Annotated in this window: 11 protein-coding genes; 4 read left to right on the top strand and 7 right to left on the bottom strand. The window is 64.0% G+C overall.

Annotated features, from left to right (window positions below):
• Positions 1-85 precede the first annotated feature (85 nt).
• Positions 86-1,105 carry a porin gene (locus AC1DUB_RS01535; protein WP_477727993.1) on the top strand — a complete coding sequence of 340 codons (1,020 nt, stop codon included), beginning with the start codon at positions 86-88 and terminating at the stop codon, positions 1,103-1,105.
• Positions 1,106-1,180: 75 nt separating this feature from the next.
• On the opposite strand, the gene AC1DUB_RS01530 is transcribed toward AC1DUB_RS01535, so the two are convergent.
• From AC1DUB_RS01530 to AC1DUB_RS01520, 3 genes are all read right to left on the bottom strand, one after another.
• Positions 1,181-2,335, bottom strand: coding sequence for an alpha-hydroxy acid oxidase (locus AC1DUB_RS01530; RefSeq protein WP_477727992.1), 1,155 nt, complete (start codon positions 2,333-2,335; stop codon positions 1,181-1,183).
• Positions 2,336-2,600: 265 nt separating this feature from the next.
• The gene (locus AC1DUB_RS01525; protein ID WP_477727991.1) at positions 2,601-3,356 is read right to left on the bottom strand and encodes an enoyl-CoA hydratase/isomerase family protein; all 756 of its coding nucleotides are present in this window, start codon (positions 3,354-3,356) and stop codon (positions 2,601-2,603) included.
• A gap of 47 nt (positions 3,357-3,403) precedes the next feature.
• Positions 3,404-4,132, bottom strand: coding sequence for a TetR/AcrR family transcriptional regulator (locus AC1DUB_RS01520; protein ID WP_477727990.1), 729 nt, complete (start codon positions 4,130-4,132; stop codon positions 3,404-3,406).
• Between the two features lie 195 nt (positions 4,133-4,327).
• Between AC1DUB_RS01520 and AC1DUB_RS01515 the strand changes: the two genes are divergently transcribed.
• Genes AC1DUB_RS01515 through AC1DUB_RS01505 form a run of 3 tightly spaced genes read left to right on the top strand, consistent with a single transcriptional unit; the run spans position 4,328 to position 6,887 of the window.
• Positions 4,328-5,230, top strand: a complete 903-nt coding sequence (locus AC1DUB_RS01515; RefSeq protein WP_477727989.1) for an SDR family oxidoreductase — start codon at positions 4,328-4,330, stop codon at positions 5,228-5,230.
• Positions 5,227-5,535: an AMP-binding protein gene (locus AC1DUB_RS01510; RefSeq protein ID WP_477727988.1), complete on the top strand. Its 309-nt coding sequence runs from the start codon at positions 5,227-5,229 to the stop codon at positions 5,533-5,535. The genes AC1DUB_RS01515 and AC1DUB_RS01510 overlap by 4 nt, the downstream gene beginning before the upstream one ends.
• Complete coding sequence (locus tag AC1DUB_RS01505; protein WP_477727987.1) at positions 5,532-6,887, top strand: AMP-binding protein; 1,356 nt, start codon at positions 5,532-5,534, stop codon at positions 6,885-6,887. Before AC1DUB_RS01510 ends, AC1DUB_RS01505 begins: the two co-directional genes overlap by 4 nt.
• A gap of 114 nt (positions 6,888-7,001) precedes the next feature.
• On the opposite strand, the gene AC1DUB_RS01500 is transcribed toward AC1DUB_RS01505, so the two are convergent.
• The 4 genes from AC1DUB_RS01500 to argH all read right to left on the bottom strand — a co-directional run bounded on the left by AC1DUB_RS01500 (position 7,002) and on the right by argH (position 12,475).
• Complete coding sequence (locus AC1DUB_RS01500) at positions 7,002-8,513, bottom strand: Do family serine endopeptidase (RefSeq protein WP_477727986.1); 1,512 nt, start codon at positions 8,511-8,513, stop codon at positions 7,002-7,004.
• 139 nt (positions 8,514-8,652) lie between these two features.
• Complete coding sequence (locus tag AC1DUB_RS01495; RefSeq protein WP_477727985.1) at positions 8,653-10,044, bottom strand: ATP-binding protein; 1,392 nt, start codon at positions 10,042-10,044, stop codon at positions 8,653-8,655.
• Positions 10,041-10,700, bottom strand: a complete 660-nt coding sequence (locus AC1DUB_RS01490) for a response regulator (RefSeq protein WP_477727984.1) — start codon at positions 10,698-10,700, stop codon at positions 10,041-10,043. The genes AC1DUB_RS01495 and AC1DUB_RS01490 overlap by 4 nt, the downstream gene beginning before the upstream one ends.
• 365 nt (positions 10,701-11,065) lie before the next feature.
• Positions 11,066-12,475 carry an argininosuccinate lyase gene (argH, locus tag AC1DUB_RS01485; protein WP_477727983.1) on the bottom strand — a complete coding sequence of 470 codons (1,410 nt, stop codon included), beginning with the start codon at positions 12,473-12,475 and terminating at the stop codon, positions 11,066-11,068.
• Between the last annotated feature and the right edge of the window lie 27 nt (positions 12,476-12,502).

Raw genomic sequence — 12,502 nt, 5'->3', positions numbered from 1 at the left:
CCGCATCTTCGGCCGGAGGGCCCCGTCCTCCCCGCCTTCATTTCCAAAAACCAACAACCGGCCACATTGGCCGGAGGAGAAACTCATGAAAAAATCCCTGATCGCCGCTGCGGCGATGGCTGCGGCCGGCTGTGCATCGGCCCAGTCTTCCGTGACGCTGTTTGGCGTCCTCGACGTGGGCGTGGCTCACCTGACGGGCACCGGCATCTCCAAGACCGGCGTGTCCACCGGTGGCGCCAACATCAGCCGCTGGGGCTTTCGCGGCACAGAAGACCTCGGCGGCGGCCTGGCCGCCAGCTTCTGGCTGGAAGCCGGGCTGGATGTTGACACCGGCAGCGGCAAGGGGGCGGGCGGCGGCCTGAGCTTCAACCGCCGCTCCACGGTCAGCCTGTCCGGCCCGTTCGGCGAAGTGCGCCTGGGACGCGATGATTCGGCCACCTTCCTGAGTACCCTCATCTTCGATCCCTTCCTCACCAACGGCGTCGGGGGCAACATGGCCTTCATCATGCTCGGAGCACCTATCCAGATCAGCAATGCGGTCAGCTATTTCCTGCCAGGTAACCTGGGTGGTTTCTACGGACAGGTGCAGTACGCGTTTGGCGAGCCGCCCGCCACGGCCACCAACACCCACCAGGGTAACTATGCCGGTGCCCGTTTCGGCTACCGCAGCGGCCCGGTAAATGCAGCATTGGCCGCCGGCAAGCTCAAGGGTGCGACCGCAGCGCAGGACATCGAGATCCGCAACGTGGGGGCCTCCTACGACTTGGGCATGGTCAAGCCCATGCTGTTGTGGGCTACCGAAAAAACCGGCACCGCGAAAATCACCGCCATTGAGCTGGGGCTGACGGCCCCTGTCGGCGCCGGTGAAGTGCGTGCGCAAGTCAGTCGCTACGATACGGCCTCCAGCAACGCCGACTGGCGCAAATACGCCGTGGGCTATGGCTACAACCTGTCCAAGCGGACGCAGGTCTATGGAAGCTATGGACACCTGAGCAACAAGGCGGGTGCCCAGAAATCGATCGGCGTTCAGGGCCTGACGGCCACCGGTACAACGCTGGGGGGCAAGTCGAGCGGCTACGAGGTGGGCATCCGCCACAGTTTCTAGGCGTCGATGCACCGAGCGGGGCGACGTGAGGGGCGGCCTGGACCGCCCACCACCCTTGCGCGTCGGCCTCGCTCGTCAGGCCGGGTAGGTGCCGGGCAGCAGGATGCTTTTGTCCACCGTGTTGATATTGGTGCGGCCGCAAAACGCCATGGTCAGGTCCAGCTCCTTGTGGATGATCTCCAGCGCTTTCGTCACGCCTTGTTCGCCCATGGCGCCCAGGCCGTACAGGAAGGCGCGGCCGACGTAGGTGCCCTTGGCTCCCAGCGCCGTTGCCTTCAGCACATCCTGCCCCGAGCGAATACCGCCGTCCATGTGCACTTCAATTTGCTGGCCCACCGCTTCCACGATCTCCGGCAGGGCAGAGATGGATGAGGCCGCCCCATCGAGTTGGCGGCCGCCATGGTTGGACACGATCAACGCGTCAGCGCCCGAGTTGACGGCCAATTTCGCATCTTCCACGTCCTGGATGCCCTTGAGGATCAGCTTGCCGCCCCAGCGCTTCTTGATCCATTCGACATCGCCCCAGTTCAGGCCCGGGTCGAACTGCTTGGCCGTCCATTCCGAGAGCGAGCCCATGTTGTCGACGCCCTTGACGTGGCCGACGATGTTGCCAAAGCCGTGGCGTTTGGTCCCCAGCATGCCCAAGCCCCAGCGGGGCTTGGTCATCAGGTTGAGGATGGTTGCGAGTGTGGGTTTGGGCGGTGCGCTCAGGCCGTTTTTCAGGTCCTTGTGGCGCTGGCCGAGGATTTGCAGGTCCAATGTGAGCACCAGCGCCGAGCAATTGGCGGCTTTGGCGCGGTCGATCAAGCCTTCGATGAAGGTGCGGTCTTTCATCACATACAGCTGGAACCAGAAAGGGTGGCGGTCCGTGCCGGCGGCGACGTCCTCGATGGAGCAGATGCTCATGGTGGACAGCGTGAACGGAATGCCGAATTTTTTGGCGGCGCGGGCGCCCAGGATTTCGCCGTCGGCATGCTGCATGCCAGTGAGGCCCGTCGGGGCGATCGCCACCGGCATGGCAACCTTTTGCCCAATCATCCGGGTCGCCGTGCTGCGGTTTTCCATGTTGACGGCCACACGCTGGCGCAGCTTGATCTTCTGGAAGTCGCTTTCGTTGGCGCGGTAGGTGCTCTCCGTCCACGAGCCGGAGTCGGCATAGTCGTAGAACATGCGGGGAACACGTTTTTGCGCCAGAACGCGCAGGTCTTCGATATTGGTGATGACGGGCATGGGTGGGGGTAACTCCTGGGTTCTCGACCCGCATCGTAGCCAGTTTGGCAGCCCGGCGGTTTGAAAGTTTTTTGGAATCAGGCGTGCCGGTGTAATTTTTCTCACGTTGGCACGTGGTCCGGTGCGTCCGCGGCGAACAAATGCCGAGGGTCGGCGAGGACACGAATCAAGGCCCGGGCCAGGCAGCCACGGTCATCGCGCGGTCATCACCGTCATGCAATTTCAGTTTCAAAAAAGGCTTCAGCGGTGCAAAGTGCTGCCCTGTTTATCGGGCGGTAAAGCCCGCAACGCGTTGTTGGGTGTCCTCGTTTCCCATGGCACTGGCCGCTGCTTCGGCTTCCAGCTGCAAGGCAGTTGCCAGCTGACCCGACAGTTGCGTATTGACCATCTTTTTCAGGCGCGACACGGTGAAAGTGGAGCGCTCGCTGATCTTCTCGGCCAGCGCGATCGCAGTCTCCAGCACTTTCTCTTTGGGCACCACGCGGTTGACCAGGCCGAGCCGGTACAGCGCATCGGCACTTTGCTTTTCACCCAGCAACCAGAGTTCCATGGCACGCTGATGGCCCACAGCCTGGGGCAACAGATGGGTGACGCCACCGGTCACAAACTGTCCCCAGCTCATTTCGGGGAAGAAGCAGACCACATCTTCGGCCGCTACCACCATGTCGCAGTTGAGCACCCACTCGAACCCCCCGCCCACGGCAAACCCCTGGATGGCCCCGACAACGGGCTTGCCGCTGAACATGATGTCGCGCGTGACCTGCTGGATTTTCTCGGCATAGTTCGATGTGTCCCGGGCGGTGGCGGCTTGTCCGGAAAATTCCTTCAGGTCGGCACCCGCGCAAAACGCCCGGCCTGCGCCGGCAAGCACAATGGCCTTGATGTCCTCATCGAGCTGGGCCTTGAGCAGGGTGGCGTGCAGGTCGTCCAGCAGCGTTTCGCTGATGGCGTTCAGGCGCTCCTGGCGATTGAGCGTGACGATGGCGACGGGCCCGTGTTTTTCAAAAAGTACTTGCGACATTGCTTGTCTCCATGGTTTCTTCCTTTGTGTTTGTGTTTGTGTTTGCGTCAGGTTCGGTGGATGGGTTGCTGCGGTAGGAACTCCTGCGCGAACGCTTGGTTCCAGATAAACGTCAGCGTTGCCACGATGCTGTCCAGGTCGCCCGCCACGGCACTTACTTCCGCATCTTCATACAGATAGATGGAGGCCAGGTACTGGTCGACCATGGAGCCGAGCGCGTAGCAGCGCCGGCGCAACTCACGGTCAGAGGTCTTTTTGCCCGCCTGGGGAGGCCGTTTCTTCTTGATCGAGCTGACGACCTTTTCTATCCAGGCCGTGTTGAGTGTCTGCAGGATCTTTCGCGCCTGCGGAAATGCCTCATCGTGATTGAGCAGGCACTTCATCAGGCCGCGGTTCTGCGCGAACAGCTCGCAAAAGGCCCGCGTGGACAAGGCAACGGAGGCCAGGTGGCCTTCGCTTCCCCATGTTGCCGCTATCGTCCGCTTTCCCAAAAAGGAAACGAAATCGCTCAGCAGCGCGCTGAGCAAGGTGTCTCTGTCGGGGAAATATTGGTAAAAAGTTCCCTGGGCGATTTCCGAGCGGGTGCAGATGTCCTGAACCTTCAAGCCGGACAGGGAGCATTCCTCCAGCAGTGCGCATGCCGCCCAGCGAATCCGGAGCTCGGTCCGCGCCCCCTTGCGCAGGCCCTCCTGCCCGGATTGAGCCAGAAGCACGTCGCGGTAGGCGAAGACGGTCGGGTCTGCGGCGACGCTTTCAAGGGTTGCTGAGTCGGTCATGGATGGAACGGTGAGGGTGATCGGTGAGCGGAATGGATGATGAGGATGGTCATCAGGTGCAGGATTATTGCATTAATAAAAAACTGACGTCATAATCATATTTCTATTTTTCATCCACATCAAGTCATGCCCCATCCTCCAACACCTGCACCTGCACCTGCACCTGCACCTTCGCCTGTACCTCGGCCTATACCTTTGTCTGTATCTCCGCCCGTATCGGGCGCGGCGGCCTACGGGGCGATTTTCCGGCCCGGGCTTTTTGAGGACAAGGCCTACCTCATCACCGGCGGCGGTTCGGGTATCGGCCTGAAGCTGGCCAGAGAGCTGACGTCGTTGGGCGCGCGCGTTGCGCTGATCGGGCGGGATGCCGCCAAGCTCGAACGCGCCCGTGAATCCCTTGGCGAGTCCGGGAGTGCGGCCTTCGTGTACACCTGCGATATCAGGGATGAAGGCGGCGTGACTGAAACGGTGAGCCGGGCCCTGCATGACCTCCAGCGCATTGACGGGCTTGTCAACAACGCCGGAGGCCAGTTCTTCAGTCCGGCAGAGGCTATTTCGGCCAACGGCTGGGACGCCGTCGTGCGCAACAACCTCACCGGTGGGTTTCTGATGGCGCGGGAGGTCTACCGCCAGTACATGAAGGCCCAAAACGGTGGAGTGATCGTCAACATGCTGGCCGACATGTGGATGGGAATGCCGGGCATGGCACATTCGGGCGCCGCCCGCGCCGGTATGCTGAACCTGACAGAGACGCTGGCGTATGAATGGGCGCCGATACGGGTCAACGCCGTAGCCCCCGGATGGATTGCCTCCTCGGGGCTGGAAACATACCCGGACCGGTACCGGCCGATGATCAACCGCTTTGCGAGCCTGGTTCCCGCAGGCCGCTTGGGAACGGAGGCGGAGGTTTCTGCCGCCATCACGTTTCTGCTGTCCCCCGCGGCGGCCTTTATCTCGGGGTCCACGCTGCGCATCGATGGCGCGGTACCCAACCGCCGTGAACACTGGGAGGTGGCAGCGCACGGGGAGACGCCGGCGTTCACGGGGGACTCCGCAGGCAACGGCGCCCCCGTTGATTCGCAGGGAAGCGGCGCGTGAGCGTAAGCATGAGCATAGGCATGGGCGAGAATCTTGCCGGCGCGGGTGAGGCCTGCTGGACGCCCCCCGTTTGCGCCTCCCTCGGGGGAGAGCTGCGCCAGGCTGCCGCCGAGGTCCCCGACAAGGTTTTCATCCGGATGCTGCATGGCGAGTGGACCTACCGGCAGGTGGACGTCGAGACGGATCTCCTGGCCCATGGTTTGATGCGCCAGGGCGTGGGGCGAGGGCAAAACGTGACCTTGATGCTGCCCAACTGCATCGAATTCGCCATGACCTGGTTTGCCCTATCCAAACTCGCGCCGTGACAGCGCCGGTCAACACGTCCTTCCGGGGCGCCGTATTGGCCAGTGCCATCAATCTGGTCAGAAGCCGGCTCGTTCTTGTGCATGCATCGCTGCTGGCCCCACTGCAGGAGATATTGCCGGAACTGGCCACGGTAGAAAAAATTGTGGTGGTCGGAGAGGCGTCACCGTCGCTACTTTCACCAGCGCTAAACGGCCGGCCCTTGCTGGCCTATGCCGTGCTCAGGGATTCCGCATCGCAGGAATCTCCGGCGCCTTCTCTGGCAATCAGCTTTTCCGAGCTGTCACTGCTGCTGTACACCTCGGGAACCACGGGCCGGTCCAAAGCCGCCATGATCTCTCATCGCTTCGTGCTGGGGCAGGCCAGCCTGGTGATCAAAGGGCTGGGGCTGCGCCATGACGACGTGCTGTATTGTCCTTATCCAATGTTTCACCTGGACGCGGCGGTCATGACGATTGCGCCGGCGCTGCTGTTGCGGAGTGTGGCCGCCATCGGTGAGAAATTCAGCGTTTCCCGGTATTGGGATGAAGTGCGCGCCCTTGGCGCCACGGTGTTTGACTTCATGGGCGCGACGCTCACCATGTTGTGGAAACAGCCCCCACAACCCGGCGACAGGGACAACCCCGCGCGCCTGGGCTGGGGTGTGCCGCTACCGGCGTGGGCGCCTCAGTTTGAGGAGCGGTTCGGTTGCCGCCTGGTGGAGTTGTATGGCTCAACCGAAGTGGGCGCCATGATTTACATGCCGCTGGATGCGGCCCGGCGCCCGGGTTCGTGTGGCCAACCGATCGGACCGTTTGAGGTTCAGCTGGTGGATGAAGAGGGCGTTGCCGTACCTGCCGGCGTTGCGGGTGAACTCGTCATTCGCGCCACCGCACCGTCGATGCTCATGGAGGGGTATTTCGGCATGCCCGATGAAACCCTCAAGGCGTTTCGCCATGGGTGGTTTCATACCGGAGACGTACTGCGTGCCGACGAAGAGGGCTACCTGTATTTTGTGGGGCGTCGCAAGGACATGGTGCGCAGGCGCGGTGAGAACATTTCCGCCGCGGAAGTGGAGATGGTCGTCGAAGCGCATCCCGATATTCTGGAGTGTGCCGTGATCGGCGTTCCCAGCGAAATGACGGAAGAAGAGGTGATGGCCTGCGTGGTGGCGCGTGAGTCCGCCAACATCAGCGCCCAGGCGCTGGCCGACTTTTGCGCGACACGCATGGCGCGGTTCATGGTTCCCCGCTACTTCCGGTTTCTGCCCGCGCTGCCCAAAACCCCGACGGATAAGGTGGAGAAGTTTCGCCTGCTGAATGGGGGAATAACGGCCGATACCTGGGACAGGGAAGGGCCGCAGGCCCGCGGCTGATCCGCGCTACGGGCCACTACGCTACTGCGCTTGAGGGCTGCCTCGCGGCATCGCCCACCTGGTACCGCTCACCCTGCACCCATCCTTTCGCAGTTTTCGCTGTTTCCGCTGATCTCAGCCCAGGTTCACTGGCACAAAAATCTTGCTGTCGCCACGCTGGATGAGCAGCGCCACCGATTTGTCCGCTTTGGCGACCACGCTGCGCACCTGCTCGACATTCCTGACCGGTGTGCCATTGATGGCGATCAGTACGTCGCCAGCCTGCACGCCGGCCAAGGCCGCCGGGCCGCTGGCTTGCTGGACCACCAGGCCGCTGTCGAGGCCTGCCTCCTGCCTTTCGTCGGGCTGCAGCGGACGCAGGGCCAGGCCCAGCTTGCCCTGGCTGGGTGAATCTTTTTTGCTGGCGGCCTGGGCGGACTTGTCGTCGGCACTGGCCAGTCGTGCCGTGAGCGATTTGGCGGCGCCCTGGCGCCAGACGTCGAGCGCGACGGTGTCGCCGGGGGCGGCCAGGCCAATGAGAGCCGACAGGTCGCCCGAGGAGACGATGGGTTGGCCATTGACCTTGCGAATCACGTCGCCGGACTGCAGGCCCGCCTTCTCGGCCGGGCTGCCTTTTTCAACCGTGGACACCAGGGCGCCTTCCGGTTTGTCGAGTTTGAACGAGTCGGCAAAGGTCTGGTTCACTTCCTGCACCGCTACGCCCAGGCGCGCATGCTCCACCTTGCCGTTGGCCACGATCTGCTTCTGGATCCTGACCGCTATATCGATAGGAATCGCAAACGACACACCTTGATAGCCGCCGCTGCGGGAGTAGATCTGTGAATTGATGCCGACCACCTCGCCGCGGGCATTGAACAGCGGGCCGCCCGAGTTGCCGGGGTTGATGGCGACGTCGGTCTGGATGAAAGGCACGGTGCTGTCGTCGGGCAGGGATCGGCCCTTGGCGCTGACGACGCCGGCCGTCACGGTGTTTTCAAAACCGAAGGGCGAACCAATTGCCAGCACCCACTCGCCGACCTTCAGTTCGCTGGTTTTGCCCAGTGTCACCACCGGCAGGTTGCTGGCGGCAATCCGCAGCACGGCGACGTCGGTCCTCGGATCGGCGCCCAGCACCTTGGCGCGGAATTCGCGCCGGTCGGTCAGCTTGACCGTGACTTCGCGGGCATCGCGCACCACGTGCGCATTGGTCAGGATGATGCCGTCGCTGCTCACGATGAAGCCGGAGCCCTGGCCCCGGGTGGGAACTTCCTGCTGCCCGCCGCGGCCCTGTCGGCCCTGCCCCTGCTGGAAGCGGCGGAAGAACTCGAAAAATGGGTCACCAGCCAGGGCATCGTCGTCATCATCGCCCTGGGCCAGGGGTGATCCGCTGGACACCTTGGTGGTGCCGGTGACGCTGATGTTGACGACTGCCGGGCCGTGGCGCTCGGTGATCCGGGAGAAGTCGGGCAGCGCCACGGGCGTGCTGGCCACATTGTCGGCAACGGTTGCGGCTGCGGAGGTAGGGGCGATGGCGGCAGCGGCGCTGCCATGCAGGGCATTCAGTGCGCTGACGCTGGCGCCACCTATGGCGCCAGCGGCCAGCAGGGCAACGACCAGTCGGGTATTTTTCAATGCTGCGGATGTCATGGTTGGCTTCCTTGGGTTGGAGATATACATCGAACACACATCGGACACGCATCGGTGCCCACAGGACTAACTATGGGGAGCCAGCCTTAGACGAGGCTTAAGGTGAGCAGATGGGCGGGTGGGCGCGGCCCCGCAGTGGCTATTGCGCTGCGGCCGAAGCAGCCGTAGTGGCCGTAGGGCCGGCCGCAAAGCGGATCTCAACCTTCAGCCCTCCCAGCCGGGACGAGCGCTCCAGCGCCAGTGTTGCGCCGTGCCGCTCGGCAATCGCCTTGACAATCGCCAGCCCCAGGCCGCTGCCGGTTTCCAGCGCCACGTCGCTGGCGCGAAAGAAACGGTCGAACACGCGTGGGCGGTCCTGCGCCGCAATGCCGGGCCCGCTGTCTTCCACCGTCAGCACCGGCTGGCCATGCTGCAGCTGCAGCGACACGTCGACCTGACCGCCCGCCGGCGTGTACTTGACGGCGTTGTCGAGCAGGTTGCGCAGCATGACGCGCAGGGCTTCGCCCTGGCCGGAGACCGGTGGCATCTGCGCGTCCGGCGGGTCGGCCAGGCCCAGGTCAATCTGTTTGTGCCGCGCCAGCGGCAAGACATCGGCCACCGCCAGTTTGACCACCTCGTGCAGGTTGACGTCATCGCTGCCCTCGGGATTTTCCCCCGGGCCGGCTTCTTCGCGCGCCAGCACCAGCAGCTGTTCCACCAGGCGTATCGCCCGGTCTATGCCCTGGTTCAGCCGCGCAATGCCCGCTTCGTGCGTCGCCGGATCGTCATCACCGCGGCGCAGCGCCTGGGCCTGGAGCTTCAGGGCCGTGAGGGGTGAGCGCAACTCGTGCGCCGCATCGGCGACAAAATTCTTCTGCGCATCGAATGCGCCGCGCACCCGGCCGAACAGCAGGTTGAGTTCATCGACCAGTGGGCGCACCTCGTCGGGCAGGCCGGTCGGGGCCAGCGGAGAAAAGTCGTCCGCCGACCGGCCGGCCACCTGGCGGCGGGCGCGTTCTATGGGCGCCAGCGACAGGCTGATCACCCACCACACCGCGAGCATCAGCAGCGGGGTGAGCAGGGCAAAGGGCAGCACCGCCCTGAGGGCGAGTGCGCGGGCACGCGCCGAACGCGCGTCGAGGTCTTGCGCGATCTGAACGGTTTGCAGGGCGGTCTGCAGTGTATAGACCCGGTAGCGATTGCCGTTGGCCTCGACATCGGAAAAACCCAGGACCGCACGCGGCGGCAAGGCCGAGCGGGTCGAGCGAAAGAGCTGGGTGCCGTCCTGGCCCCAGATCTGCACATAGAGGTCAAAGCTGGCGTCTTCGTCGCCGTCGATCAGCGGTGAGCCCAGGGGAATGCCGCTGCGCAGCGAACGGGCCATCTGCTGCAGATGGTCGTCGAACATGGCGTCGGCCTGCTGCAGGGCGCCGCGGTAGGCGGTCGCGGCCTGCAGCAGCGCGGCCAGCAGGATGGCGGCCAGCACAAACCACAGCAGCCGGCCCCGCAGCGAGTGCGTGCCGGTGGCCGGCGGCGGGGTGGTGCGGCTCATTCCTTGGGTACCAGGTAGCCCAGGCCGCGCACGGTCTGTATCAGCTCGTTGCCGAGCTTTTTGCGCACGCCGTGAATATAGACTTCCACCGCGTTGCTGCTGACCTCGTCTTTCCAGCTGAACAGTTTTTCCTCCAGCTGGGCGCGTGAGAGCACCACACCGGGGCGGGCCAGCAGGGCCTCCAGCACGGCCCACTCACGTGCGGACAGCGACACTGGCTGGCCATGAACGCTGGCTTCGCGGGTGGCGGGGTTGAGGCGGACACCCTTGTGCTCAAACACCGGTTCGCCCCGGCCGGCGCTGCGCCGTATCAGGGCGCGTATGCGGGCCAGCAGCTCGTCGATGTCATAGGGTTTGACCACATAGTCGTCGGCACCGGCATCCAGACCGGCGATCCGGTCGCCGATGGCGTCGCGCGCCGTGGCCACCAGCACCGGTGTCGCGTTGCGCCGCGCGCGCAGTGAGCGCAACACTTCCAGCCCATCGCGCTGCGGCAGGCCGAGGTCGAGCAGCACCAGGTCGTACTGCTCGGTGCGCAGGGCCTGGTCGGCCATGCTGCCGTCGCGTACCCAGTCCACGGCGTAGTGCTCTGCACGCAGCACGTGCAGCACGGTCTCGCCGATCATGGCGTCGTCTTCCACCAGCAGTAAGCGCATTATTTGAGCCCCCACGGTCGCTCACTGCGTGTAGCTCCCGAGGCCTTGCAGGCCGCGGCTCGCGAGACGCTTCGCCTCTGTCGCCCGTCCAAGCCTGCGCAGGCAGGCTTGGAGCCGCGGGCTCCAGCCCCTCGGGGGCCGCCCGCCTGCGGCCCGGCAAAGCCGGTTCCGCGGCTCATGCTGGGTTGAAGAGTTCCAGCGGGTACAACCAGTGGGAGTCGCGGGACTGGCTTTGCCAGACCGCAGGCGCCGCCCCCTTGAGGGGGGAGCAGGCTACACGCAGTGAGCCTGGACGGGGGTGTCACATAACGCATTGTTGTGTCCTTCGTAGCTGTTCAGTCTACAAAGTACACCTTAGCCAGAACTTAGGCGAGGCGGGCGCGATGCCTTGCAATCTGCGCCCGCACCTGGGCCGGGGCCGTGCCGCCCAGGATGTTTCGGGCATTGAGCGAGCCGCGCAGGCTTAAAGCGTCGTACACGTCTTTTTCGATGCTCGGGTTGAACTGCTGCAGCACCGCCAGCGGCAGCTCTGACAGGTCCACCGCATGCGAGATGGCGGCCTTGACGGCATGCGCCACCGTTTCATGCGCATCGCGAAAGGGCAGGCCCTTTTTCACCAGGTAGTCGGCCAGATCGGTGGCGGTGGCGTAGCCGCGCAGCGCGGCGGTTTCCATGGCTTCGGGCTTGACGGTGATGCCAGCCACCATCTCGGCAAAAATGCGCAGCGTGTCTTTCAGCGTGTCGACGGTGTCGAACAGCGGCTCCTTGTCTTCCTGGTTGTCCTTGTTGTAGGCCAGCGGCTGGCCTTTCATCAGCGTGATCAGGCCCATCAGGTGGCCGACCACGCGGCCGGTCTTGCCGCGGGCGAGTTCGGGCACGTCGGGGTTTTTCTTCTGCGGCATGATGGACGAGCCGGTGGTGAAGCGGTCGGGGATGTGAATGAAGCCGAAGTTCTGGCTCATCCACAAGATCAGCTCCTCGCTCATGCGGCTGATGTGCACCATGGCCAGGGTGGCGGCAGCGGTGAATTCGATGGCAAAGTCGCGGTCGCTCACGGCGTCCAGGCTGTTCTGGCAGACACAGGCGCGGCCCTGCTCGTCCACCATGCCCAGGGTTTTGGCCACGCGCTCGCGGTCCAGCGGATAGCTGGTGCCGGCCAGGGCGGCAGCGCCCAGGGGCAGCCGGTTGACGCGCTGGCGGATCTCGGCCATGCGTTCGGCGTCCCGCGCAAACATTTCCACATAGGCCAGCATGTGGTGGCCAAAGCTCACCGGCTGCGCCACCTGCAGGTGGGTGAAGCCGGGCAGGATCACGTCGACGTTTTTCTCGGCAATGTCGACCAGTGCCTTTTGCAGGTCACCGAGCAGGCCTCCGATGAGGTCAATCTCGCCGCGCAGCCACAGGCGCACATCGGTAGCAACCTGGTCATTGCGGCTGCGGCCGGTGTGCAGGCGCTTGCCGGCATCGCCCACCAGCTGGGTCAGGCGCGCTTCGATGTTGAGGTGTACATCCTCGAGGTCCAGTTTCCATTCAAACGTGCCCGCCTCGATTTCAGCGGTGATTTGCGCCATGCCTTTCTGGATGGCGGCGAGGTCGCTTGCCGCGATGATCTTTTGCGCGGCCAGCATGTCGGCGTGGGCCAGCGAGCCGGTGATGTCAGCCTGCCAGAGACGCTTGTCAAAAAACACGCTGGCCGTGTAGCGCTTGACCAGATCGCTCATGGGTTCGGAGAACAGGGCTGACCAGGCTTGGGATTTTTTGTCGAATTGATTCACGTCGGGCTTTCTTTCGGGCGGTTGCGC

It is taken from the genome of Polaromonas sp. P4_F9 (assembly GCF_056401235.1).
Note: the sequence above shows the minus strand (reverse complement) of the source record. Positions and strands in the feature narration are given on the sequence as shown.